General features: G+C 37.6%; 20 protein-coding genes. 12 read left to right on the plus strand and 8 right to left on the minus strand.

All coding sequences use genetic code 11. The annotated features are described in order from the left end of the window. Nucleotides 1–120 precede the first annotated feature (120 nt). The 8 genes from CHU_RS01745 (at nt 121) to CHU_RS01780 (ending at nt 10,425) form a co-directional block, all read left to right on the plus strand. The gene (locus tag CHU_RS01745) at nt 121–2,781 is read left to right on the plus strand and encodes a T9SS type A sorting domain-containing protein (protein ID WP_177254133.1); all 2,661 of its coding nucleotides are present in this window, start codon (nt 121–123) and stop codon (nt 2,779–2,781) included. A 69-nt stretch (nt 2,782–2,850) separates the two neighbouring features. After that, nucleotides 2,851–4,920: a gliding motility-associated C-terminal domain-containing protein gene (locus tag CHU_RS01750; RefSeq protein WP_011583751.1), complete on the plus strand. Its 2,070-nt coding sequence runs from the start codon at nt 2,851–2,853 to the stop codon at nt 4,918–4,920. 256 nt (nt 4,921–5,176) lie between these two features. Next, nucleotides 5,177–5,674: an RNA polymerase sigma factor gene (locus CHU_RS01755; RefSeq protein ID WP_081428642.1), complete on the plus strand. Its 498-nt coding sequence runs from the start codon at nt 5,177–5,179 to the stop codon at nt 5,672–5,674. Nucleotides 5,675–5,680: 6 nt separating this feature from the next. Then, a complete protein-coding gene (locus CHU_RS01760; RefSeq protein ID WP_011583753.1) occupies nt 5,681–6,511 on the plus strand; it encodes an anti-sigma factor in 831 nt (276 codons plus the stop codon). A gap of 170 nt (nt 6,512–6,681) precedes the next feature. Beyond that, entirely contained in the window at nt 6,682–7,077 is a 396-nt protein-coding gene (locus CHU_RS01765; RefSeq protein WP_011583754.1) for a hypothetical protein, read from the plus strand. 9 nt (nt 7,078–7,086) lie between these two features. Next, nucleotides 7,087–7,644 carry a YceI family protein gene (locus CHU_RS01770; RefSeq protein WP_011583755.1) on the plus strand — a complete coding sequence of 186 codons (558 nt, stop codon included), beginning with the start codon at nt 7,087–7,089 and terminating at the stop codon, nt 7,642–7,644. Further along, on the plus strand, nt 7,631–8,536 hold the full coding sequence (locus CHU_RS01775; RefSeq protein WP_072355950.1) for a DUF5777 family beta-barrel protein: 906 nt from the start codon (nt 7,631–7,633) through the stop codon (nt 8,534–8,536). Before CHU_RS01770 ends, CHU_RS01775 begins: the two co-directional genes overlap by 14 nt. Nucleotides 8,537–8,667: 131 nt before the next feature. Then, nucleotides 8,668–10,425, plus strand: coding sequence for a hypothetical protein (locus tag CHU_RS01780; protein ID WP_011583757.1), 1,758 nt, complete (start codon nt 8,668–8,670; stop codon nt 10,423–10,425). Nucleotides 10,426–10,506: 81 nt separating this feature from the next. On the opposite strand, the gene CHU_RS01785 is transcribed toward CHU_RS01780, so the two are convergent. Beyond that, nucleotides 10,507–10,836 carry a T9SS type A sorting domain-containing protein gene (locus CHU_RS01785; protein ID WP_011583758.1) on the minus strand — a complete coding sequence of 110 codons (330 nt, stop codon included), beginning with the start codon at nt 10,834–10,836 and terminating at the stop codon, nt 10,507–10,509. Between the two features lie 231 nt (nt 10,837–11,067). Between CHU_RS01785 and CHU_RS18725 the strand changes: the two genes are divergently transcribed. Next, nucleotides 11,068–13,515, plus strand: a complete 2,448-nt coding sequence (locus CHU_RS18725; protein WP_011583759.1) for a glycosyl hydrolase — start codon at nt 11,068–11,070, stop codon at nt 13,513–13,515. Between the two features lie 152 nt (nt 13,516–13,667). Here CHU_RS18725 and CHU_RS01795 read toward each other — a convergent pair whose 3' ends face one another. From CHU_RS01795 to CHU_RS01820, 6 genes are all read right to left on the minus strand, one after another. Next, entirely contained in the window at nt 13,668–15,206 is a 1,539-nt protein-coding gene (locus tag CHU_RS01795) for a YifB family Mg chelatase-like AAA ATPase (protein ID WP_011583760.1), read from the minus strand. 9 nt (nt 15,207–15,215) lie between these two features. Beyond that, complete coding sequence (gene lpcA / locus CHU_RS01800; RefSeq protein ID WP_011583761.1) at nt 15,216–15,791, minus strand: D-sedoheptulose 7-phosphate isomerase; 576 nt, start codon at nt 15,789–15,791, stop codon at nt 15,216–15,218. A gap of 110 nt (nt 15,792–15,901) precedes the next feature. After that, entirely contained in the window at nt 15,902–16,258 is a 357-nt protein-coding gene (locus tag CHU_RS19505; protein ID WP_011583762.1) for a hypothetical protein, read from the minus strand. 108 nt (nt 16,259–16,366) lie between these two features. Then, nucleotides 16,367–17,029 (minus strand): phosphatidylserine decarboxylase family protein, encoded by a 663-nt coding sequence (locus tag CHU_RS01810; protein ID WP_011583763.1) that lies wholly within the window; start codon nt 17,027–17,029, stop codon nt 16,367–16,369. A 97-nt stretch (nt 17,030–17,126) separates the two neighbouring features. Further along, entirely contained in the window at nt 17,127–17,975 is an 849-nt protein-coding gene (locus tag CHU_RS01815) for a phosphatidate cytidylyltransferase (RefSeq protein ID WP_011583764.1), read from the minus strand. After that, a complete protein-coding gene (locus tag CHU_RS01820) occupies nt 17,968–18,888 on the minus strand; it encodes a CPBP family intramembrane glutamic endopeptidase (protein WP_011583765.1) in 921 nt (306 codons plus the stop codon). Before CHU_RS01820 ends, CHU_RS01815 begins: the two co-directional genes overlap by 8 nt. A 68-nt stretch (nt 18,889–18,956) precedes the next feature. On the opposite strand from CHU_RS01820, the gene dusB reads away from it, so the two are divergent. The 3 genes from dusB to CHU_RS01835 all read left to right on the plus strand — a co-directional run bounded on the left by dusB (nt 18,957) and on the right by CHU_RS01835 (nt 24,021). Further along, the gene (gene dusB, locus CHU_RS01825; RefSeq protein ID WP_011583766.1) at nt 18,957–19,946 is read left to right on the plus strand and encodes a tRNA dihydrouridine synthase DusB; all 990 of its coding nucleotides are present in this window, start codon (nt 18,957–18,959) and stop codon (nt 19,944–19,946) included. A gap of 41 nt (nt 19,947–19,987) precedes the next feature. Continuing rightward, nucleotides 19,988–22,561 (plus strand): T9SS type A sorting domain-containing protein, encoded by a 2,574-nt coding sequence (locus CHU_RS01830; RefSeq protein WP_011583767.1) that lies wholly within the window; start codon nt 19,988–19,990, stop codon nt 22,559–22,561. 149 nt (nt 22,562–22,710) lie between these two features. Further along, nucleotides 22,711–24,021, plus strand: a complete 1,311-nt coding sequence (locus CHU_RS01835) for a sigma-54-dependent transcriptional regulator (RefSeq protein WP_011583768.1) — start codon at nt 22,711–22,713, stop codon at nt 24,019–24,021. Here CHU_RS01835 and CHU_RS01840 read toward each other — a convergent pair. Then, on the minus strand, nt 24,009–26,429 hold the full coding sequence (locus tag CHU_RS01840) for an ATP-binding protein (RefSeq protein WP_011583769.1): 2,421 nt from the start codon (nt 26,427–26,429) through the stop codon (nt 24,009–24,011). The two genes, CHU_RS01835 and CHU_RS01840, sit on opposite strands and share 13 nt — an antisense overlap. Between the last annotated feature and the right edge of the window lie 84 nt (nt 26,430–26,513).

Below are 26,513 nucleotides of genomic sequence, written 5' to 3' on the forward strand. Positions count from 1 at the left end.
AAAATTATTTATGTTTACACATAATTTATACAATAGTGTATAATTTTATACCTTTTCATTATTATTTTAAATATTTTAATTATGTTAAAAATGAGATTTTATTTTAACATAGAGCTGCTTATGGTGGTTTTATGTTTAATGAGCGGGCCGGCACTAATGGCCAAGGATTTGGATTTTACAACCTCGCAACCCTGTAATAGTACAGAACAAGAGTATGAAATCAATTATGATAATGCGGGTAATCTGGAATGGATTATTGAAGGCGGGGAAATTATAAAATTTGCAAATGATAACACCCCCCAGGGATTGAGTCAAAGTTATATGGGCACACAATATTACCCAAGTCCATATAGTAGTAATAATATTTATTGGTTAAATACATTAAACTATACACGGTATAAATTTTCTGGATTGAGTAATGTAGAGGCTACATTTTTAAATCCCTATACCAATCAGCAAATGAATGCACAAAATTTGTCAAATAACGGCACCCCAGATTTTAACAATCCACTTAAAAAAATTACTGTAAGATGGTATCCTGGATACACCGGACAAAGGAAAATAACCTGCATTGGCAGAAGTCTGGGCTTTTTGGGAAATGAAGTAGGAAATACGACTAAATACATCAACTTCCCGGCTTCGATCCCAACTAATTTTGTACTGACTGCATCGGCAACAAATGCATTTTGCAATCAAGGTGTGACCATTTCCGGTGGGCCTGCAAATGGTGTAAATTACAATTGGAATACAAATGGCGGAGTTATACAAAACAGCTGGAATGGAGGAATTTCCATCAGCCGTTTTACAAACGATGGTATCGTGCCTATAACATTGACGGCGAGTAACGAATGTTACAGTGTAACCAAAACCGTAACGCTGAACATCGCCCAGCCTGATTTCGGTCACGTTACTCAGAACAATGTTAATGTAGACGTACCTGGCAGTCTTGTAACACTTGATTGCGATGGTAAATTCAGCGTAAGTATGCCCGTTTATGTAAGCAATTCTGCCGTGTATACCTGGGAACTGCCCGGGACATCTTACGATGCTCAAACCAATACCTATACAAAAACAATCGTAAGCGGTGTTAACAAACAAAGCGTACAGGGCCAGTTACCGGTACAAGGTTTAACAGACTTTGTAGGTAAGGTAACAATCACAGGTGTGTGCGGAGCGCCCGTAGTAAAAACATTTATTATTCGCCCGGCATTACGGCCAACCGTAGATCCTGAAATTTATTCCTGTTCAAACAGTGTGGAAATTAAGGTAAATAATCCTACAGGAACCAGCAATATCAATACGTGGGTAAGATATTCCACACCCTTAGGTCTGCAGTCAACAATAACAAATCAAACGCCAACATCAGCCTTATTTACTTCAGCAAGTCCCGGAACGTATTACATTGCCATTGGGGTGAACGGTGCTGGCGGGTGTTATACTGAATTGCAGAGTACAGTGCGTACAGGAACTGCCGGTTATAATCCAACAGCAAATACCGCAGGCTGGCAGTCTGGTGTGTTAAGTGATAACCGCAAAGCAGTAGGCAGTAACATTGTTGCGTACGGCGGTAATATTTACTTTTCAGGCAGAGACGGTAAAATCTATTATTACAGCTTCAGCACGGCTTCTCAAAAATGGATCATCAATGAAATTCCCGGAATTACAAATGCGCTGAAGCCGGTTGGTGGCGCGTTTACAAAGATTGGTTTTGCAGCTCTGAATGGTGTTTCATATTTATTCTATACTGAAAATGCCGCAAATAAATTATGGAAAATTGATTTAGCAACAAATGTTGTTAGTGATGGTCTTTTTCCTAGTGTAAATGCATCTGACTTTATCGCTGAAGGAAATGAGGTGTATGCAATTAAAAAAGAAACAAATGAATTAGTATCTAATTTAGGTTCAATTAATAATAATTTAGGCATAGCTATTTTAAAAACGATTATTCCTGGGTATGGTATAACATATGTGCAAAATAATAATTTGTATTCAACTGCATTTGGACAATTAACTTCTACAGCAGATATATATACAAGCTCAGATGTGGTTTATTATAATGGCTGGCTATATTATGCCCGCGGACAAAAAGGAAATGCCAATTTATACCGCATGCAGCTAACCAATCCATCCGCGGCGCAGCAGATAACAACTAGTTCTAATCTATCGGGTGTATTCAATATCAATCCGGTATCAGGTGTGATTTATTATGGTATACTGAATCTGGGTGTTGCAAACAACATTACTACACAAACATCGGGTTTATACAAAGCCGGCGATGTGTATCAGGCACATTTATCCGGTACAGCCTGGGTGCTTAATAAAGCAACAACAGTAGTAAATTACGAAGGCCTGGATATGCTTATTCACAGCCCGGTATACAGCGGAAACCACCTGTATTACGTAGGTGCCGGACATAACACGGCAACGGGAGGTACAATACGTGAACTGGAAGTATGGAACCTGTATTATGAAAATGATTGTGCACCGGTTTTACAACGTGAAGGTTTGGATACAGATGCTACAGCCGAAAGCGTAGATGTACTGATGTATCCAAATCCGTTTAATACGGAACTGGCAATTGATCTGTCTTCTTATTCTGAACAAGGCAATACAACATCTGTATCAGTTGAAATAATAGATGCAACAGGGAAAAGCATATATAAATCTACGTTGCCATCAGAATTAGCTTCTATTACAAGTGCGGACTGGTCAGCTGGTATATATATCGTAAAAATCACATATAACGATAAGCGTATAAGTAAAAAAGTAGTTAAATATTAAGTATTAAACTAACTATAAGGCAGTATGTATGCTTATCTTGTATAAGTACACATACTGCCTTTATGCATTATGAAAATTATATCAATCATTATATCATTCTTTATCGTTAGCGCTAATCTTTTCGCCCAGCACGAAACCGATGAGCGTATATTAGGCTTTAAATACAAATTGAAATTTACTAATAATACACCACTGATTGTTACAGAAAATTCAAATTTGTATGATCCATATAATCCAAACTATAGAGGAAATTTACAAACACCATATGCAAATTCTATTTGTGATACATTAGGTAATGTGCTTTTTTATTATGACGGTGCCAATATTTATGAACCAAATGGGCAGGTAATGAGAAATGGGACATTACACCAATATAATTTCAGTTCACTGTATGCAACAAGCCTGATTGTTCCGATTGAAGAAAGTAATCGTAGATACTATTATCTGTTTGAAACATTGCCACATGAAGAAATGTGGGATTATGTTACCAATAGGCCAATTAATGATATAACAAGTTGCTATTATCCAAATAAATGTTTTAAATTTTGGGATTTGTGTAAACTGGAATATCATATCATTGATATGCATGGGAATGGGGGTAGGGGTAACGTAATAAGTAAGAATATTTTTCTGAAAGACTCGGTAGCCCCTTCCATCAGTGGAATTAAACATCAAAATAATATTGATACCTGGGTTTCTGTATTGGGATACCGCAGCAATAACATTTTAAACTACAGCGTGAATTCTTGCGAAATTAAAGCACCTGTAGTAAATACCATTCCGGATTTTGAATACAAAGAAAACCCTTTGTATATTCCGTACTCTCCTTCAGCATATACGGGTTATCAGCTTGTATATGCTACGAAAGGAGATTTTGGTGCATTTCCCGGCAATAAAATTTCGGATAATCCAGACCCTTCTTTTATTCCATATTATTTGTTTGTTGCTCCCTTTGATAACCAGACAGGAAAGTTCAATTTCAGTTTGATGCAGACAATAAATGTGCGCAGCGGGGTACATGCGCATTTGTTTTCGCATGATTCAAAATATTTATATTGTAATGATAGTCATTTATTGTCGTTTGTATGGATATACCAATATGAACTTAGTACGGGCATATCTACGCCTCTATATTATAGTAATATCCCTTTTGATAATAGCTTATCTGGCACTGATTACGGCAAAGACAATAACATCCTTATTTATAAATATAAAGCACGGATACAAAGTGGAAGAGCTAAATATGTAAGCTATTTGGGTGAAATCCTCCATATTGATCAGCCTTTCTTGCCGGGCAACTTAATAGATTCATTACCAATTCCTGCAGCAGAACAACCGGATTATAAACCTCAATACACGTACATTGCCCGCAATAACTACATCTACAATTTCTATCACCCCGATTATAAAAAGCCGGATGCTTTTCCTGTTGCACATTCCGTTTCAAATACAATCACATCACCTGCGTGTTTTAATCAAGCCGTTACATTAAAAGGAAATACAAACATTCCGGCAGACAGCATGTATTGGCTTATTAAAAAAACATCAGATACTAACTGGCAGCGTGTTAATTCAGATACATTTGACATAACGCTTAGTCCCGGTACATACACCGCCAGTCTGGTTTCGTACAAATACTGTTTGCCGGACAGCGCTACGCAGCAATTTACCATTGAGGATTATCCAGCGGTACGTTTAGCAGACGATACGCTGTACACCTGCGAATCAAAGCCTGTTGAACTTCCTTCCACTGATACCTACAGCTATTATTGGTACAACGAAAATGGAGAAACCGTTTCCAATCAGATTTCTGCAACTGGTAAATACAACATAGTTGTACAGAACAGTTGCGGTACAGGTAAGGATAGTTTGTATCTTAAAAACAGCCTACTTGAAATGACTAATTTAATTACGGCAAATAATGACAACCTGAATGATTGTATGATTGCCACCTCAAACAATAAGCATGAAACCATACAGCTTAGCATTTATAATTCCTGGGGCAGCTGTGTTTTCTCTGAAAATAACTATCATAACAACTGGTGCCCCGGTAATGAATTAAGTAATGGCGTTTATTATTACGAAGCCAGGTACAACAACGCTTGCAGTAAAAAAGGCTGGATAGAAATTGTACGCTGACCGTATCGTAGAGACGCAATTTATTGCGTTTTGAATGACGTCTTTAATCTTCCTTTAGGGAAACATTTTTTAATAAAGAATTACATTGAAAGGGCTGTTATTTACGAAACAGGTAACTCTTTGGATTTAAAACTCAAAAAATATTTTTTCAGCAAAACAGGTAAACAATAACTATTTTGAATTAACTTGTCTGTATAAAATACATACAGCTATAGGAAAAACTAAAAACATATCGGAACAGGAACTTGTCGAGCGCCTGTGCGCTAAAGATGTTAAAGCGTTTGAGTATTTATATGATAACTATTCAGGTGCAATAAATGGTATTATTCTAAAAATAGTACGTTCAGAAGATTTTGCTGAAGAGTTATTAAACGATTGTTTTTTGAAGGTTTGGGATAAAATCAATGATTACGATGCAGCCAAGGGGAGGTTGTTTACGTGGATGTTGAATATTGCCCGTAATCTTGCGTTAGATAAGCTTCGTTCAAAAGAATATAAAGCAAAGATGAAAACCGATGATGTATCGGAGAACGTATTTATATCAGATGAACGTTATGCAAGTGCAAATAAGCCTGAATTTATCGGCATTAAAGAAATGGTTGAAAAACTTCCTGCTGAACAGAAAAAGTTAATCGACCTGATGTATTTTCAGGGATATTCCCAATCGGAAATTTCTGAAGAATTACAAATGCCGCTGGGTACAGTAAAAACGCGCGTACGTGCAGCCATGATCTCATTAAGACAATTATTCTAAATCACATTGAATACACAAGAATACATATCGTCAGGAGTTTTAGAATTATACATACTAGGTGCTTTAGACCAAAAAGAAGCAGACGAAGTAGCGTATAATGTTGCTGCATATCCGGAAATTGCAGCAGAGCTAGAACAGTTACAGCAAACGATGGAAGGCTATGCGCAGGCACATGCTGTAAAACCATCAGAAAATTTCAAGAAAAATTTATTCGCTGAAATTGAAAAAAGAGCAGCTGCAGAAACAATGGCTGCTCCAGAAAAGCAACAACCAAAAACCATTCCGCTAAACAAGCCCGCCTCTTCGTTTAATTGGCTGGTAGCAGCTTCTGTAACGGTAGCCATATTTTCTACAGCAACTTCATTTTATTTCTGGAGTCAATGGAAAAATACCGAGGGGCAGCTTATTTCTTTGCGTGAAGAAAATCAAATATTTGCTCAAAACGCAAATTTTATGATTGATTCAAACAAACAGGTCATTGCAGAAAAGACACATTATTTTGCTTTTGTTACCGATACTGCCACTACACGGGTTACATTGAAAGGTTTGCCAATCTCACCTTCCTCAACAGCGCTTGTATTCTGGAACAAGCAAACAAAAGAAGTATTCATTGATGTTAAGAGTCTTCCGGTACCACCGGCGGGCATGCAATACCAATTATGGGCATTGGATAAGGGCATACCTATTGATGCGGGTGTATTTAACCTGGCAGATGCAGGAAGTTTGCAGAAATTAAAAACCATCCAAAGCGCACAGGCTTTTGCTGTAACCCTGGAAAAAGCAGGCGGCAGCCCAACACCAACACTCGAAATGATCCATATTTTAGGCACAATATAAAGGGTGGTATAGACCACAACGTAAATATTTTCCATAAAACAATACAGGTATATATCTCCCGGGGATATATGCCTGTATTGTTTTATAGGCATAGCTGAAATGTTATTGATTTAAACATACAGGCAATTTTATTTTTCGAAGTAAGTTGTTTACTTTTAAACAAAAAGAACATGCGCACGTCTATGCACGTTTATTCGGTTATTATTTTGTGTGCTGCCGGTGCGCTTTTTAACAATTGCGCGTATCATTCCGGGGAAGAGCCCGTACCTTCAAACCGGGATGTACGCTACAGCGTAGATGTAAAACCCATATTAATTAAGCACTGTTATTCCTGCCACACAGACACATCTACTCATCCCGATAGGTCGGGTTATGCATTCTTCAATGATTTTAATGAATTGAAAAAAGAATTAAAACCCAGTACGGCAAATACAGCTTACACCATACTTGTTGCCCGTTTGAAATACATTGAATCTCCGGGTATGCCGTATAAACAGACACCACTTTCAGATTCTTTGATTCAGGTAATCCAGGATTGGATATTAATTGGAGCACCGGAAAATTAAAATGTAGTCATGAAAAAAATACAGATCAGTATACTGCTTGTTTTCCTTCTTGTTTACACCACACAGGTAAAAGCACAGGTGTTTACAACACAAAAAGGCGTCATTTCTTTTTATTCGACGGCCAGAATGGAAGATATTGAAGCTACATCTAAAAGTACTGGAGTTGTAGTTAATACAAGCACAAAAGAAATTTATTTCAAAGTATTGATCTCCACGTTTGTATTTAAGAATGGCCTTATGCAGGAACATTTTAATGAAACGTATATGGAAAGTGAAAAATATCCAACAGCACAATTTAAAGGTGTTATAACGGATTCAATCAATTATAAAGTATCCGGTGTATATCCGGTTTCTGTAAAGGGCGCGCTAACCATACATGGTGTTACCATTGATCGTACAATTGCCGGCACACTAACTGTTACGGCCACAGGTGTGAATCTCTCTTCAACATTCATTGTGCCTGCTGCTGCGCATAAGATCGATATTCCGAATGATAAAATTTCCAATATTGCACAGGATATTAAAGTACGTGTTCAAGCTGATTGTATTCCTTATGTTAAAAAATAACTATTTGTTTTCTGGTTGCTTATTTCTGTTGATGCAGCTGGGTGTTTTTGCACAATCCGATCTCGATAGTTTTTTAATAGCAGATGCAAAACCTGCCAAAGTAATTGCAAGTTTCAAAGCTACACGGATTGTAAATGCGCATTCTATTGAAACGGTACGAAAAGGAATTCTCGATTTTAGAATCACACACCATTTTGGCGATGTTGCAGGTAACAGCGGAGGTGTACATACGTTGTATGGTTTTGATAATGCATCGGATATACGGTTTGGTTTTGAATATGGAATAACGGACCGCTTAACAGCAGGTTTTGGAAGAAGCAAAGTAGCAGAGAATTTAGATTTTTTCTTAAAGTACAGATTGCTGCAGCAAACGCAGGATAACAGCATGCCTGTTTCGGTAACACTGTTTGCTGATATGGTGCTTACACCACAAGAGAATGCAAGTGCATACGCTAAATTTGAAAACAGAATGTCGTATGTATACGAATTGTTGATTGCACGTAAATTCAACGAACGGTTTACGCTTCAAGTGATGCCTTTATTTTTACACCGCAATTACGCAGCCAATCCCAATGACCACAACGACGTATTTTCATTAGGTGTAGGTGGCAGACTTAAATTGACAAAACGTTTCGCAATCATTGCAGATTATTATTATACATTTTCTGATTACTTAACAACGACAAATTCTTTTTATGCACCTATGGGTGTTGGAGTAGAAATTGAAACAGGCGGACATGTCTTTCAGATGTTTGTTACAAATAATGCAGGTATTATAGAAAACAATTATATCGCAAATACCCGTTCTTCATGGGGTAAAGGAGAATTTAAAATAGGTTTTACTATTTCAAGAGATTTTGCCTTTAATAAAAAGAAAAAGAAAACAGAATGATATTTAAGACTGATGTTTTATATTTTTATCATAAGATAGATCAATCTTAAACATTTGTTAAATTCTTTTTATATTTTAAACATTTTTTTTGTGCAGGCGTTTGTTGGTAAACAGAGGTACTCACTAAGAATATGAAATCATCTTTTTATGCAGATATGCACTGCCATCCGCAAGGCCGGTCGTTTAATTATTTTAGGAATAATCCTTCAGCAATAACAAAAGCATCTCAAAATTTACCCAAACAATGGTCGCCTTGGGTATTGCCGGATGCAGATGGATCCATTGAAAATTGGTCGAAACAATTAAAAGGAAAACGTCCGGGCCATTTTTCTCAAGCAGACTTTAACAGACTGGCTGCAGGAAATGTACGCCTGGTATTTGCATCGTTATATCCACTTGAAAAAGGTTTTGTAACAGGAAAGGTATCAACAGGTTTTGGGCAATTGCTCCACGCACTATTAAAACCGTTTTCATTTCTTTCAGAAAATAACACACTCCGCGCGTTGGTTCAATCATTGCAGATGCGCTATCCAGCTAAACGTATCCGGTTTTTTCAAGGTAAAACTTCTGAACCTTTTAATTATTGGGAAGAAACAAAAGCAGAATATTATTTTTTAGCGGCCCATGATGGTGTACAGCAGGAACAAACATTTAAGTATTTTTCAGATACCTGCAATTCAGATAGGCATGCAAATACAACACATCAGATTCATGCATTTCAATTAAATCACCGGTATGAAATTGTACAATCAAAGGAGCACCTGGAAACATTGATTTCTGATATTGAAAAAACAAATAACTGCATTGCTGTAGTATTAACTATAGAAGGGGGGCACGTATTCAGTACAGATAGTTCAGATAAATTATTATCATGGCCTGCTATTCATAAACGTCTTCTGGAATTAAAAAACTGGGGAAGAAAAATATCAGAAACTGATGCTGAAAAAAAAGATTTAAACAATATACATGCACTGAAAGAATGGATGGATCAGGCAACAGGTACGTATCTGCACAATCCAATTTTTATACTTAATCTTTCACATCATTTTAATAATTACCTTGCCTGCCATGCACGCAGCTTGCCGGATAAATTACGGTTACTGATGGATCAATCTGAAGGTATGTTTGAAGAGGATGCTATTTCAAAAACCGGCAGGCAAGTAATTGAATGTTGTTTAAATATTAAGTGTGTAAAAAATGGGAATGATATTTTGATTGAAGAAGGTTTTCAGGGTAACCGGATTTTAATTGATGTAAAACATATGAGCCCTGCTGCACGTGCAATATATTACAGGGATTACATCATCCCGCATAATACGAAGCATCCTGAAAATAAAATTCCTGTAGTAGCTACGCATGCAGGTGTTGTTGGTCCGGGATATGAAACACTCGAAACGCTAAAAGAACAAGACTTAAACTGTTTAATTAAAGATGTTATTAAACAGGATGTGACAAAATTTAACTTCACCAGTTGGGGAATAAACATGTGCCTGGAAGACATTAAAGTTATTGTGCAATCCGGCGGTATAATCGCATTATCATTGGATCAACGGATTCTTGGTAACCCCGGTGGAAAATCTGGTACAGAAGATTTTGCGCGCAATTTGCAGTATATTATTTCGGAAGCGAAACAGCACGGGTTTGTTTCTGAAGAAATTAATAACTCTATCTGGGATAGTGTAGCAATTGCATCAGACTTTGATGGTTTTATAGACCCCATAGACGAATGTCCGTCAGCGATTTGTTTTGAGCAATTTCATGATTTGCTTAAGAAGCATTTAAGTAAAGAAGCCGAAACTTTTTTTGAACCGTATACGATCGATATATGTCTTGAAAAATTATTCGGATTGAATACATATAACTTTACCCGGAATTATTTTCCCAGATAATTTAAAAAAGGAAAGAATGAAAGCAAAAAAAAGCTTGTTGATTTCAACAAGCTTTTTTAATATCTGGAAAACTGTAATTGCTTACTTATTTTTAATCATTTTTCTGGATTCAACAATTCCTTTATCGCTGTACAGGTTGCAGAAATAAATACCGGCACGAAGGGAGCTGATATCTATAGTAACTGTTGTGTAACCTGTTTTTCCAGTCAAATCGATATAGGCTACTTCTTTACCGATCAAATCGTAAATACGAACACCTTTAATATCCTTATTTGTATAGTTGATACGAAGTGTTACATCGTTCTCAACCGGATTAGGAGAAATATGAAAGGTCGTAGCTGTATCAGATTGTGCCAAAGAGGCAAAACCGATACCCATTAATAACATAAAAACTAACGTAAACTTTTTCATAGCTCTTTTCAAATATACGATAATAACACGAATATGTTAAGAATCGTGCCAAAAAACTTACTTATAGAAGAAATTAGGATGTTTTTTGAGCAATAATAAAATCTTACGTACCAATGAGCTTTGTTTAAGCGTATTTAAGTATAATTGTCAGTTATTCAAATGATTGTATAAAACATTGTTGGCAATGTTCAATTTTATATTATATTAGTAATATAAATAATCTGAAAATCTATGCTTGTAGTTTTACCTCCAAAAATCTATAAAAATATTTTCCTGATTGCGGCAAGCTGCATGATGTTATTCCATAACCGATTCTCGCTTGCTCAGACGTTGGTAACGACCGTTGAAGCAGAAAGTGGTACACGAGCCGGCGGACTTACCATAGCAACTGCAAATGCAGGATATTCGGGTACAGGGTATATAACGAACATGACTTCTGCCGCGGATAAATTAACTATCCCCGTTACCGTACCGAGTGCAGGCAATTACCAATTGGTGATTCGATACAATGGTCCATATGGCCCAAAAGATCAGGATATATACGTTAATGGTGTATTCGTTTCCTCTTTACATTTCCCTGAAACAACCGGATATACAGATTTAACAGCTGGAAGTTTAACATTAAATGCAGGTGCAAACACAATAGGCATTTATAAGAATTGGGGATATACAGATTTTGATAAAATCAGTTTGTTTACGGTTCCGCTTCATGATTATTCAACGGTAGCCCCCAACTTAATTGATGCGAATGCAACACCCGAAGCAAAGGCTTTATATAACTATATCAAAGCCGGATATGGCACCCGGATCATTTCCGGACAGACGTCAGATTATTACAATACGGTATCTCCAAATGCTGCCAAAAAGCCGGTAATAAGAGCATACGATTTTCAGCATTATACAGTAGGGTATTCGTATTTATGGAATAACGCAACGGCAAGCCATACATTTGGCTGGGAAGATGACGGTACCACGCAGGCTGCCATTGATTGGTATAACAGTACTTGCCAGAAGGGAATGGTTGCCTTTCATTGGCACTGGCACTCTCCATCCGGAGGGCAAGCAGGTACGAACACGTTTTACACGAATTCAACAGCTTTTGATGTAACCAAAGCAGTTACGCAGGGAACCCCTGAATATACGGCAGTAATACGTGATATTGATTCCATTGCAACACAACTGAAGCGCCTGCAGGCGGCAGGTGTACCCGTATTATGGCGTCCTTTGCACGAAGCCGGAGGTGCATGGTTCTGGTGGGGAGCCAAAGGACCGGCTGCAGCATTAGCCTTATATGATATGGTTTACAACCGCATTGTTAATTATCACAACATTCATAATCTGATCTGGCAATGGTCCACACCAGAAGCCAACTGGTATCCGGGCAATAGTAAGGTGGATATGTTGGGATATGATTCGTATCCGGGTGCATATAATTACGGAACGCAGAAATTAATTTTTGATCAGTTGTATACAATCGTAAATGGACAAAAAATTCTGGCGATGACAGAGAACGGACCCATACCGGATCCGGATCTGTGTTTTAGCAGTGATGCCAAATGGGCGTACGTTATGTCGTGGAGTGATTTGGTTACGCAACAAAATTCAAGTGCTCAGTTAAATTTAGTATACAATCACGCAAAGGTGCTGACGCTCGATGAAGTAACAACCGCTACGAATACGGCTCAGTTAACGGCTGCCGGCCCTGCTGCCATCTGTACAGGCGGAAGTGTTTTATTAAAAGCAAATACTGCAAAAGGGTATACATACAAATGGTATAACGGTACAAACCTGATTACGGGATCAACAAGTTCTGCATATACAGCAACAACCGCAGGCTCTTATACAGTAACGGTTACCGCAACAGGTGCGTGTACAACAACTTCAGCGCCGTTAGCCGTTACTTCCGCTATGCCAGCAGTTCTTATAACACCTGCTTCAGCTACCACCTTCTGCCAGGGAGAAAATGTGAAATTAAATGCATCAACAGGTGCCGGATATACGTATCAATGGAAGATTGGTGGCGTGGCGGTTGCCGGAAGTACGTCTTCTTCCTATACAGCAACTTCCGGCGGTTCTTACACGGTAGAAGTAACAAGTGGAGCAGGCTGCAAGGATACATCGCCTGGTACAGATGTTGTGGTAACATCGCCTTCTATCTGGTATGCAGATACAGATGGAGATGGTGCAGGAGATCCGGCGGTTACAAAAACTGCTTGCGCAAAACCTGCAAACTATGTGGCAACAGCCGGTGATGCCTGCCCGAATGATGCAAATAAAACCGCTGCGGGCAATTGCGGCTGTAACAAAACAGAAGCCAGCTGCCTGGATTGTATGGGTGTGCCAAACGGCACTGCTGCACTGGATGTGTGTAACCAATGTGCAGGTGGAACTTCAGATATTACACCTAAAACAAACATTTCACAGTGTACAACTACTTCTGCTGTAGCTGCATTTGCTTCAACTATAAAAATGTATCCGAATCCTACAGCAGTTGACTGCCATATTCAGTTGCCTGGTAATGCATTCAACGTTGTTATTTATAATGGAGCCGGCACAGCAGTTTTCAATAAGACGTTTGAAAACGAAGCTGTTGTTGGAGCAGAGTTACCTCAAGGTATATACCTGGTGCGGATTGAACAGGATGGAAATATAGAACTTAAGAAACTGATTAAAGAGTAGGTTACGTTACCAGGTTCTGGGTACCAGAAAAAGAATGATAAGAGTATTAGCTTAATAAAATTAAAAGCCAATAAGCATAAAAAACGTTTGTAGTGATATTTCTCTACGGTTTTTTATTGTCTAATACACAGAACCTGGTAACTGGCAACGTATCATCCCGCCCAGTTTTCACGGTCCAGGCTTCTGTATTGAATGGCTTCTGCTAAGTGCTCGGTTAATATTTCGTCGGAATTTTGCAGATCAGCGATCGTTCTGGATACTTTTAAAATGCGGTCGTAGGCGCGGGCTGATAAACCTAAACGTTCCATAGCTGTTTTAAGCAGTGTGTTGCCGGCTGTTCCTACAACACAAATATCCTTGACCATTTGAGAAGGCATCATGGCATTACAATGTACATTGTCAAATTTTTCAAACCGTTTGCTTTGTACTTCGCGTGCACGTATTACACGTTCTCTTATTTGTTCACTGGTTTCCGTTCGTGTATTTGCGACCATTTCATCAAATTTTACAGGCGTAACTTCAACATGGAGATCAATACGGTCTAACAGCGGTCCGCTTACTTTATTTAAATACCGCTGTACCACTCCGGGCGCGCATACACATTCCTTTTCCGGATGGTTGTAATAGCCGCAGGGGCAGGGATTCATACTCGCAATGAGCATAAAATTAGCGGGGAAGTCGATGGCAATTTTGGCACGGCTAATGGTTACGGTGCGCTCTTCCAGCGGCTGGCGCATGACTTCAAGCACCGTGCGTTTGAATTCCGGAAGTTCATCCAGAAATAACACGCCATTGTGCGCTAGCGAAATTTCCCCGGGCTGCGGATAGCTGCCACCGCCTACAAGCGCTACGTCGCTGATGGTATGGTGCGGCGCCCGAAACGGGCGACGGGTAATTAAAGACGTCTTGGAACCAAGCTTTCCTGCTACCGAATGTATTTTGGTAGTTTCTAATGCTTCGTGGAGGGAAAGAGGAGGAAGGATCGAAGAGAGCCGTTTCGCTAACATTGTTTTACCTGCGCCGGGAGGACCGATCATAATTACATTATGCCCGCCGGCAGCTGCGATTTCTAACGCACGTTTGATATTTTCCTGTCCTTGAACATGTGCAAAATCAGCTTCATAAATGGCAACCTGCTGAAAGAACTGGCTTCGGGTATCAATGGTTAACGGTTCAATATGAAGCCGGTTCTCAAAAAAATCTATCGCTTCCATAATATTGGAAACACCGATAACATCCAGGTTGTTGACGATAGCGGCTTCCTGCTCATTTTCTTTCGGGAGAATAAATCCTTTGAAGCCTTGTTTGCGTGCTTCAATAGCGATTGGCAACACGCCTTTAATGGGTTTAATATCGCCGTCCAGGGAAAGTTCTCCCATAATCATGTATTCGCTTAGCCGATCGCCGTCTATTTGATCTGATGCAGCCAAAATGCCTAAAGCGATAGGCAGGTCATAGGCTGACCCCTCTTTCTTAATATCAGCAGGAGCAAGGTTAACCACAACTTTTTGCCTGGGCATAAAATATCCGAAGTTTTTAAGTGCAGCGTCAACACGCTGTTCACTTTCTTTGATGGCACTATCCGGCAGGCCAACCATGTAAAAATTTTTACCTTGATTTACGACAGTTTCAATGGTAACAGTAAAAGCATTCACGCCGTGTACGGCGCTACCAAAAGTTTTTGCGAGCATAGCTGATTGTTAAAGCAAAGATTGCTCAATCAGCAGAATTAAAGTGTGAATGATTTTAATATGAACTTCCTGTATACGATCGGCATAACCTACATGCGGAACATTTATGCAAACATCCGCAAGTGGTAAAAGTTTACCCCCATCTTTTCCTGTTAACGCAACGACAAACATACCTTTGTTTTTCGCTTCTTTAACGGCTTCCAGTACATTTTCGGAATTGCCGGATGTGCTGATGGCAAGCAACACATCTCCCTTATTACCTAAGGCTTCCAGATAACGTGAAAAAACGAATTTATAGCCGTAGTCATTCGCAACGCAAGACATATGGCTTGGATCGCTGATTGAAATAGCCGGAATTGCTTTTCTGTTTTCTCTGTACCGCCCGGTCAACTCCTCTGCAAAGTGCATGGCATCACAGGAAGAACCACCATTTCCACAAGAAATAATTTTGCCACCTTGTTTTAAACTTGAAGTAATAACATCGGCAGCTTTGGCAATACTGTTCTGTTTTTTCTCCTGTTCAATAAAATTGCTTAATACAGCCGAAGCTTCTTCAAGTTGGGATATTATGGTTGATTCAATCATTATTCTTTCTTTTTCTGCTGGTTGAAGAATTAATAATAGTACAAGTATAAAAAAAAAATGTCAGGATTCAACCCGACATTTTTATACTTATCATATGTTAAGATATTTGATTAGAAATTATCATCCCAACCACCATCGTCATCAGCATCTACATCAAGATCATCATCTTCGAAATCTTCTTCTTCTTCTGCTTCTTCCAGATCATCAGGATCGATTTCTTCTATTTTATCCCAGTCCTCAATTTCATCCTCATTGAAATCGTCATCATCAAAGTCACTATCAAAATCATCCTCATCCTCTTCTTCGTCCTCCTCTTCATCGTCAAGGTCTTCATCTTTGATTGAGCCTTTAGCTTTGGCCAATACGTCATTTAATGCAATACCTTCAATGCCTGATAATAATTTCGCTAAAGAAATTTTTTCTTCAATTGAAGTGTCAGTTTGTAGAGCATCTAGAGTTGTTTTCATATGTGCTGCGATTCTTAATTTTTCTCAAATCTATAAATCGAAAAAGAAATTTTATAGTGTCTTTCGAAATATTTTTTTCTTTTTTCGAATAAAGGTTAAAACGCTTGTTTATGAATAAAATTCAGCTATTACAGTTTTACCTCCAACCGTTGTTTGATTTAGCGATACTTTTACTTTTGCATCAAGCGGAATGAATAGATCTACACGTGAACCGAATTTTATGAAACCGAATTCTTCGCCTTGTGTAACCTTTGAATTTTCGTCAATGTACCAAACAATTCTGCGGGCCAATGCTCCTGCAATCTGGCGCATTAAAATCTGTTCGTTGTTTTTTGTCTGAACAACCGTTGTGGTACGTTCATTTTCTGTACTTGATTTCGGGTGCCATGCAACTAAAAACTTTCCAGGGTGATATTTAAAGAATTTTACAATTCCAGATACCGCATTTCTATTGCTGTGCACGTTGAATGGCGACATGAAAATTGAAATCTGTCTTCTTTTTTCATTGAAATATTCCGTTTCAATTACTTCTTCAATTACGACTACTTTTCCATCGGCCGGTGCAATGATCTGATTGTCGTTGATCTCAATTGTTCTGCTTGGATTGCGGAAGAATTGCAATACAACCAGGAAAATTAAAAGTGAAATCACCAAAACCGTTTTTTGAAGAATAGAGGCTTCAGGGAAAAAATAATAGATAAGAAAATTCAAAAGGAATAAAAAAGCTGAAACGTAAAATAAAGATCTATATCCTTCTTTGTGTATGGTCATGTTAATTTTAAGAGTTTAAACCAACTGCAAATATAATAAAAACTATATAATCTGAACGAATGCCGGAAACCAGTTTCATCAAGATTTTTTAAAATAACTATTGCGTAAGTGTTAAGTAGGTGTAAACAAACGGAATTGCAAAAATCAGCGCGTCAAACCGGTCTAAAAAACCGCCGTGCCCGGGCAATAAAGTACCTGAATCTTTCACCTGAAGCGTCCTTTTAATCATCGATTCTACTAAATCTCCCAGACTTCCTGAAATAACAACAATTACACATAATCCCATCCATACAGGAATACTGAAAATCCCGTAGAAATAATACAATAAATAGGAGAAAAGCATAGCTGTTGCTAAACCTCCGATGGAACCTTCCCATGTTTTTTTAGGTGAAATACGTTCAAATAATTTATGTTTTCCAATCGTTTTTCCAACAAAATAAGCGCCTACATCATTTGCCCAGATTAAAAACAACAGTGCGAATATAATTTCAAACTGATAGGCACGTGCATCATGCTCCCATCGTATACATCCGCCAGACGGATAGCTCCACGGAATAAGCGTAAGCAATCCAAATGGCACTGCTATATATAAAATTCCGGCAATGGTATAAGCTACACGTGTAATGGGTTGATCTTTTTGGGAGAAAAGTTCAATCAGCATGTAAACCATGAATAATAAACAAGGTAGTGCAATCAGAATAGCGCTCATATTAAAATGCAATGCCTGCATTGTAAAAAGCACATATACTAAAATGCTGCCCGCTATGCCGGCACCTGCATTGTTTGGTATTCCTGTTTTTGTAAGCAGTTGGTGGTATTCATAGCTGCTAAGTACAGTAACTAAAAAAAAGATGGCAGCAAAACTGTAAAAGCTAAACCAGATAGCTGTCAGCATAAATGCGGCACCAAGAACGCCTGTAATGATACGTTGTAGTAAATTACTCATGTGTATGTGTTGGGTATGAAGACAACTGATTGTCGTATGCTTTTTTTCTATTATATAAAATGGCTAAACAGGCGGTGAATGAAACAAGCACAAATACATAAGGTATCTGCTCGCTTGATTCAGGGTTGAAAGTTGTGTGGCCCTGTTTATAAATGATCAGTAAGAATAAGGTTAATGCATTATTGGTAAAATGCATCAGGATAGGCACAAGCAATGAACCTGACCATACATACATGTAACCCAGCAGTGCGCCTAATAATACTCTTGGGAAAAAACCTAAAAACTGAAAATGGATAAAGCTGAATAGGAATGCTGCAATCCAAACTGACAGGTGAATATTTTTGGTTTGCTGGATCAATTCCCGTTGAAAAAAACCTCTGAATATTATTTCTTCGCCAATGGCAGGCATTACAGCCAGCGCCAGAAAACTTAAGAGAATATCCGGTAGCGTTTGAACATGTAGAAATAGTCCTATTGTTGCTTCCGCCAGCTCTTCGGATTTAACAATAAATTCCTGCAGCGATTTCAACGGCTCCGGGAAGAAAATATTTTTATTTAATTCGGCAATAACATTAATTGCAGGAAGACTTAGTAGTAACACAGCAATTCCCGCAACAATGGAAATACCTTCAAAAGCAATTCCTTTTTCCTGTCTGAACGGGTTTGCATTTTTTTGTTTTGAAAGAACCAGATATAGAATGGGTAAAACAACAAAGCCGGTTAATTTGCCAAGCATATCGCTGTAGGCAATGGTGTGGAACAGACCCGGAGTGTTTTGCAGGGATGAAACGCTTGAGTAGGTTGTTAGCGGAGCATCGCCGATTACAGTTAAGAAAAAAGTTGTCGTAACTCCTGCTAACGTGAAATATGCGAATAGTCTTAAAATGGATCCCAATGATTGAATTGCCTGCATTCCCCTTACATCAAATAGTTTTCTTTGCAATAAAGATGTAAATTTATGGAAAATTATCAGATAGCAAGGTGGTAAAAATAGGTGATATTGAATTAGGTGCGTTTCCGTTGCTTTTAGCTCCGATGGAGGATGTTAGTGATCCGCCGTTCCGGGCGCTTTGCAAGCAGCAGGGGGCCGATATGATGTACACCGAATTTATCGCAGCAGAAGGTTTGATCCGTGATGCCGCAAAAAGTGTTCACAAGCTTGATATATTTGATTATGAGCGCCCTATGGGTATTCAGATTTTTGGCGATAAAATAGATGTCATGTGTGACGCCGCTGCAATCGCTGAAGAAGCCGGGCCGGAATTGGTGGATATTAACTTTGGCTGCCCGGTTAAAAAGGTTGCCTGCAAAGGTGCCGGCTCAGGCGCATTGCTGGACATTCCGAAAATGGTAAAAATGACGGAAGAGATTGTAAAGCGCTGTACATTACCTGTAACGGTTAAAACCCGTTTAGGCTGGGATCATGATTCCATACATATTGTTGATATTGCCAGGCGCTTGCAGGATGTGGGTATTAAGGCATTAACCATTCATGGGCGTACACGTCAGCAAATGTATAAAGGCGAAGCCGACTGGTCCTGGATTGCCAAAGTAAAGGAACAGCAGGATATTCATATACCGATTTTTGGTAATGGAGACATTGACTCTCCTGAAAAAGCATTGGAATATAAAAACAGATACGGTGTTGATGGTATCATGATTGGCCGTGCAGCTATCGGGTATCCATGGATATTCAAAGAAGTAAAACATTTTTTTGCAACAGGTGAAAAACTTGGTCCGCCAACGATTCGTGAACGTGTAGAAGTATGTAAAAAACATTTGGCCTTTTCAGTTGAATGGAAGGGGCCCAAGGAAGGGATTTTTGAAATGCGTATGCATTACACAAATTATTTCAGAGGCATACAGAATTTTAAGCCTTACCGCCAGCGTCTTGTTGAAGCGGGCTCATACGAGGACACATTTGCTATTTTAGATGAAGTAGCAGAGCAGCTGTCTGAATATGTATTTTAAGAAGTGATCATTTAAATTAAATCAAACGTTAAACAGGTTTTATGAAGTTGAAATTAATCCTTTCAATTAGTTATTTGCTAATTATTTTGAATGTGTACGGACAAACCAGTGCAATCAAACTAGATACAAGTTTTAATACATTTGATAACAATAACATTACGTATGTTAATGCACTTGTCAAACAATCAAACAAATTGGTTGTTGCGGGTTTATTTAATAAGATAGGAGGGGTTCAATGCAACAATATCTGCAGGCTCCTGAATGATTCTGTAGTGGATCCGACTTTTATTACAGGAACAGGATTTAACAATGAAGTTAAAAAAATCGTTGTGCTCCCTTCTGATAAAATGTATGTCATGGGCGCATTTACTTCGTATTCAAATGTAAATATCAATTATTTAATGCGGTTAAATCCTAATGGCACGCCGGATTTGACATTTGTGCCAAATTTTGATGTTGGAAGTGTACTGAAAGATTTTGCAGTACAATCAGATGGAATGCTTGTTGTTATTGGACAGTTTAACAAATACAGCGGATATACACGTAAAAATATTGTGCGTTTAAAAACGAATGGAAGTCTGGACGTATCGTTCAATTCCGGCGATGTAAATAATGGTGTATTTAACAAAGTGCTTTTGCAATCTACAGATAAAATCATTCTGGCAGGAGAGTTCACAAAACACTTATCCAAAAATGTTTCGGGCATTGTGCGGTTATTAAGCACAGGAGAAATAGATAATACATTTTCCTGTGTACTCCCTTTGAATGGTAATAACGTGATTACTCTTCAAACTGTTTTTATACATGCAAATGATGAAATCACAATTCCGCGAAGAGATTTATATCCGATGGAGGCTAAACGTTATGACGCGAATGGAGGTTTATTATACACGTATTCCTTTGAATTGAATGAAGCCTCAGTATTATTACCTGACGGGAATTTTTTAACAAGCAGCACCTACAACACAGGTGGCGGTACATTTCCTATTGAGTATACTCCTGCAGGAAATGTTGTAAAGAAATATAATACAACGGGCTGGTATCTGACGTATGATTTCAGTTATGATATACCCAGCAAATTATTTTCAATTGATGGCATTACATACATGGGTTGTAATTATTATGAAACCTATACGCCTTCAGCAAGGCGTCTTGTGCGATTGACAGATACAAATGAAATTGATTTTCACTTTTTACCGAGAGGTGGTCCAAATTATTCAATAACAGATGTGGCAAAGCACTCTCTTAATAAATATATTTTAATTGGAGGCTTTACACGTATCGGTTCAGCAAAAATCAGGACGATAGCAATGGTCGATAGTACGTGTGTTGTTGATCCGATGTTTAATCCTGGAAGTGGGTTTAACGGGCCTGCTCTCTGTCTGGCAATTCAAACAGACGGAAAAATACTTGTTGGCGGAGATTTTTCTTCCTATAACAATCAGCCTGCACCCCATATTGTACGACTGATGCCTGATGGAAGCATTGATCCTGAATTCAATATTGGTTCTGGTGTTGATTACCCAGTATATGACATTCAGATCATTGATACGGATAAGATACTAGTTGCGGGAGTGTTTGGGCAGTATCAGGGCATAGAGGTTTCAAATATCGTTTGTTTAAATATGGATGGTTCTGCAAATACTGCATTTAACTCAAATGCAGGTACAGGTACAAATGGAAGAATCAGAAAAATGTATGCTACAGATGCTAACATTTATTTAATAGGTGACTTTAATTTTTACAATGGAAACATGAGCAAACACATTGTGCGGTTAAATATAGATGGTACATATGATGAAACATTCAATCCAGGGCAGGGAGATAATGGAAGTTTAAATGATGCTGTAGAATATAATAATAAACTGTATGTTGTAGGTAACTTTACTATGTTCAACAGTCAATCCAGAAATTCAATCGCTAAGTTGAATTTAGACGGAACAATGGAAACATCATTTTACGATCCAACTTATAATGGAGGAGCGCTTAGCCCGGGCATGAATGTTGGAATATTTTCCAATGCACTTATTTATACAGGATGCAGATCAACGTTAATGGATTCAGGAAATGAATCCTTTTTGAGTTCAACGTTTCATGCAACTTCCTTTGATATAGGAGATCAGTACTTAACAAATCCTAAAGGAATTTTTTATGGAGATCTTTTTTATGGGCCAAAGATGTCTGATGACAGTTCAGATTATTATCTTAAACATGTTAAATTTTCGGTAGCCGGAACGGAGTTATATGTATTCGGAACACCAACATATAGTATCGGTAACTCATATGAAGCAAGAGAAGCAAATTTTATTGTAAAATACAAAGGCGTTGCAACTGCTCCCGGTGGAGTAGAGCCTCCTATAACAACAGGAATCAATAACTTCCAAAAAGCAAATACAATTTATTTTGTAAGCAATGCGGATGAAGTGCTATTAGTTGACAGTGAAAACTCTAAAGGCGAGCTGCACATTTTTAATATCAACGGTGTAGAAATTTATGCTGGGTTATATCAAACAAACACAAGCATTGATATGCCACAGATGAATTCGGGTGTTTACTTCATTAAATACATGAGTGAAGGGCAAAATGTCAAAGTCGTTAAAATAGTGAAAAATTAATGCATGAAGCATAGCATACATGTTCCTTTCGAACAGGTATGCTATGTATATTTTTTGTTATATGTAGAACGATTCCGCAGGTACTAGTTTTTTTAGGAATTCTTGAATATATTGTATTAACTAAGTATATAACAATCCCCCCTGTTATTTTGGAAAAGGTACTGATTATAGAAGACGATATTTCATTACGCACCATTCTTGAAAAATTTCTCCAGAAAAATGGATTTGAAGTAATTTCAACGGATAGGGGCAAAGCCGGATTAGAAATAATTACTTCGCAGCACATAGATTTTGTATTGCTGGATCTGAGGTTGCCGGATAGTAATGGAATAGAAATTCTGCAGTCGATTAAAAAACTTCATTCGCACGTTTCTGTTATCATGATGACATTTTATGATGATGTACGTTCGGCTGTAACAGCTATTAAATCAGGTGCGCGTGATTACCTTACAAAACCGATCAACCCGGAAGAATTATTAAGCCTGTTAAAACCCATTCAGGCAGTAAAAAAGGCAGTTGAAATCAATAAGAGTGAGTTTGTACAAGGTAAAAATGAAAAATTTGCCGGAGTTTTAGAGCATGCAAGACTGGTTGCACCTACCATGCTTTCTGTATTGATAACAGGTGAAAGCGGTACGGGCAAAGAAGAGTTGGCTAAATACATTCATACAAATAGTCAACGGAAACAGAAAGATTTTATAACGGTTGATTGCGGTTCTATTTCAGAAGAATTATTCGGAAGCGAATTTTTCGGACACATGAAAGGATCGTTTACAGGTGCTGTATATGATAAACCAGGGTTGTTGGAATCTGCAAACGGGGGGACACTTTTTTTAGATGAGCTAGGTAATCTCACCTATGAAAATCAGATCAAGCTTCTGCGCGTGTTACAGGAAAAAAAAGTGAAACGTATTGGTTCTAATAAAGAAATAGATCTTGATATAAGGCTGATAGCAGCAACCAATGAAGAAATTGTGCTGTCTGTACAAAAAGAAAAATTCCGGGAAGATTTATATCATCGGTTAAATGAATTTAAAATTCATGTACCCGCACTAAGAGAACGCCCTGAAGATTTAAACGAGCTAATCAATCATTTTATAGCAAAATCAAACAGTGAGTTTGGCAAACATGTAAAACAGCTTTCTGAAAGTGGCTTAGCCGTATTGGCTCAATATGCATTCCCTGGTAATATCAGGGAATTAAAAAATATTGTCAGAAGGGCTGTACTTCTTGCTACATCTGAAACAATAGAAAAGGATCAATTGCCTCAGGAAATATTTAATACACGCACACTTGCTGTTGATACCGTAGATTTAAAATCCTTACAGGAGCAGCAGGAGAGAGATGCGATTATCAAAGCCTTAAAAAAGACAGGTAATAATAAAAGCGAAGCTGCACGGATTCTGAATATTGACCGCAAAACACTTTATAATAAATTAAAGCTTTATCAGTTAGAATAAAATTTATTCCATTGAGCGTATAATTCCGCAACACTGCTTTGGAAAATTGCATCGTCTTTATATAACAAATACATATTTTCTATTTTTTGAATATGTTTAATTTCCTCCCATTGTTGTAAATACCCAAACGTTGTTTTTATCTGATGTAATACCGACTCCATCATCTTGACATCATTCTGTTCAATAGCTTGGCCGATTAATGTTATTTTTTCTTTAAAAGAATCTATATGTATATAATCCAGAGATGGATCTGGAGATAAAACTTTGTCAGTTTGTAATGGCAGGTTTGAAATGGTATTTAATAAAATTTCAATAGAATAAGGCTTAGGTAATGTTAGCTGGTTTGCTTCTTTGATCTTTAATAACCGTTCATGATCGGCGCTCATGAAAATTATTTTTGCAGCAGGTTTAATAAATGGAATGATGTCTGTACCCAGCGATTGATCAATATATAAATCACATAAAACAATGTCCGGCGATTCTTTTTCTAAAATCAGTTTTGCCTCTTCTATAGACCCTGCAACATATACCTGTGCTGCATACTTAGACAATAGCTGGTGCGTGTAAAGTAAATTGTAGTTATCATCATCGATCAGTAGCACGGACGCATCAATGTGTTTATGAATCTGATTTAATTGCTGAACGCTTTGCGCAGACTTTTCAAACAATATATCAAATGAAAATTGTGTCCCTTTTTTTTCTTCTGAATGGACCGTTATCTCACTTGAGAACAGACCTAATATTTTTTTTGTGATGACAAGGCCTAAGCCTGTTCCTCCAAACAATCTGCCGATTGAATTATTAAGCTGGTTGTATTCATCAAACAGTTGATCTATTTTATTTGATGGAATACCGATACCTGTATCTGATATTTCGAAACGTATCTGCGTGTATTTTTCGCTATCTAAAAAGGTAGATGTACGTAACTGAACAGTGCCTTCTGAAGTAAATTTGATTGCATTGCTTAATAAATTATACAATACCTGTTTTAAGCGAAACGCATCTGAAATAACAATAAGGTCATTGGGAATATCTGATTGATATAGATAATTAATTTTTTTATCCTGTGCCTGCAGGCTTAAACTTTCAAATACACTGTGCAGACATTCTGTAACATTAAAAGGAATATTTTCAAGTTCTAATTTCCCTGCATCAATTTTGCTTCTGTCTAGTAGCAGGTTTATTGTTTGTAATAAATGGGAGGAAGAATTTTTTATAATTTCACTATAATGAAAAGATTTATCGGCAGCAGATTTATTCTGCTCGTGTAGTAAATCAGAAAAACCAATGATTGATTGCAGCGGTGTTCTTAATTCGTGCGCCATCATGGATAAAAATTGAGAGCGGTTATTTGCTAAGTTCTGATAATTTTGTTTTTCAAGAATCAGCTTTTCCTCATAACGCTTTATACGGTATGTGTCCAAAACCAATAATAAGTATAGGCACACACATGTAAACAATATGAACAGGAAGATCCAGAAGATTTTATTGATTGTTTTGGTGCTGATGTTTTGAATGGCAGCGATATTACTGACGGCATCTTCCTGTTCTTGTTTTTGAATGCTTTTGATCTGTTTTGCAATCCGGTTTCGGATAATAAAATCTTTTTCTATGATTGCAAGCCGCTTTAAATTAACAATTGTATCATATTCCATTTTTTCCTGCAGCACATTCTTTACAGCCGCCTTGTCTGATTTGTTGAAGGATTCAAGCTTTACCAGTGTATCTGTAAATATGGTATCCTGTTCTTTGTAGGTATAAGAGTACAATTGAACATTTAAATTGTCTGCACTATCAGCAACAACATCAACATCTATATCTTCTTTTTTTTCAAATACTCTTTTTACTTTTCGAAGCAGTCCGGTTCGCTGCTCATTATTGACGAGTATTTTTTTTATGATAACCAGTGAATCATGAATCGTTTTCTCATTATAAATTTGGGTAGAATAAAGGGTTGTATCCTTTGACTTATCTACCAGTGTGCCGATTACTAAGATATCCGGTTTGTCATTATTTAGTTTTAGTATTTCTGTGTTCTCAAGTACTTTTTTGTTCCACCACATTTGTATAGTATCTATCTGGTGTATTCTAAAAGTATCTCCTTCAATATATTTTCTATATGTTTCAAATAGCTGATTAATGCTGTCAACAGACTTGTTGTATTTATCTATGTAGATATTTTTTTTCGTAATGGTGTATAAACGTAAAAACTGATCTGCGTTATTTGTCTGATCGGAAAGACTGCTAAGGTGTTTGATTTTTTGGTCCGGATATTGAAATTCTTTTACCGTTTCCCGAAGGGATGAAAACGCACGGTGTGCAAATAAACAAATAGAAAAAATCCCTATGATACCGATCGTTAATAATAAGGTTAATTTTATTTGAACTTGATTTTCTCTCCACTTCATACTATTAAAATAAAAAAATAAAACCGGATTCGAATTTCGTTTTTTATGTTTTATCCCTCACTTGCTGTTTGCTTCCACAAATGT

This window comes from Cytophaga hutchinsonii ATCC 33406 (genome assembly GCF_000014145.1).
Lineage (GTDB): Bacteria > Bacteroidota > Bacteroidia > Cytophagales > Cytophagaceae > Cytophaga > Cytophaga hutchinsonii.

Bases quoted from the DNA above. Each gene is read 5' to 3' on its own strand.
- CHU_RS01745 (WP_177254133.1), top strand. From the start codon at position 121: ATGGTGGTTTTATGTTTAATGAGCGGGCCGGCACTAATGGCCAAGGAT.
- CHU_RS01750 (WP_011583751.1), top strand. From the start codon at position 2,851: ATGAAAATTATATCAATCATTATATCATTCTTTATCGTTAGCGCTAAT.
- CHU_RS01765 (WP_011583754.1), top strand. From the start codon at position 6,682: ATGCGCACGTCTATGCACGTTTATTCGGTTATTATTTTGTGTGCTGCC.
- CHU_RS01770 (WP_011583755.1), top strand. From the start codon at position 7,087: ATGAAAAAAATACAGATCAGTATACTGCTTGTTTTCCTTCTTGTTTAC.
- CHU_RS01775 (WP_072355950.1), top strand. From the start codon at position 7,631: ATGTTAAAAAATAACTATTTGTTTTCTGGTTGCTTATTTCTGTTGATG.
- CHU_RS01780 (WP_011583757.1), top strand. From the start codon at position 8,668: ATGAAATCATCTTTTTATGCAGATATGCACTGCCATCCGCAAGGCCGG.
- CHU_RS01785 (WP_011583758.1), bottom strand. From the start codon at position 10,836: ATGAAAAAGTTTACGTTAGTTTTTATGTTATTAATGGGTATCGGTTTT.
- CHU_RS18725 (WP_011583759.1), top strand. From the start codon at position 11,068: ATGCTTGTAGTTTTACCTCCAAAAATCTATAAAAATATTTTCCTGATT.
- CHU_RS01795 (WP_011583760.1), bottom strand. From the start codon at position 15,206: ATGCTCGCAAAAACTTTTGGTAGCGCCGTACACGGCGTGAATGCTTTT.
- lpcA (WP_011583761.1), bottom strand. From the start codon at position 15,791: ATGATTGAATCAACCATAATATCCCAACTTGAAGAAGCTTCGGCTGTA.
- CHU_RS19505 (WP_011583762.1), bottom strand. From the start codon at position 16,258: ATGAAAACAACTCTAGATGCTCTACAAACTGACACTTCAATTGAAGAA.
- CHU_RS01810 (WP_011583763.1), bottom strand. From the start codon at position 17,029: ATGACCATACACAAAGAAGGATATAGATCTTTATTTTACGTTTCAGCT.
- CHU_RS01815 (WP_011583764.1), bottom strand. From the start codon at position 17,975: ATGAGTAATTTACTACAACGTATCATTACAGGCGTTCTTGGTGCCGCA.
- CHU_RS01820 (WP_011583765.1), bottom strand. From the start codon at position 18,888: ATGCAGGCAATTCAATCATTGGGATCCATTTTAAGACTATTCGCATAT.
- CHU_RS01830 (WP_011583767.1), top strand. From the start codon at position 19,988: ATGAAGTTGAAATTAATCCTTTCAATTAGTTATTTGCTAATTATTTTG.
- CHU_RS01840 (WP_011583769.1), bottom strand. From the start codon at position 26,429: ATGAAGTGGAGAGAAAATCAAGTTCAAATAAAATTAACCTTATTATTA.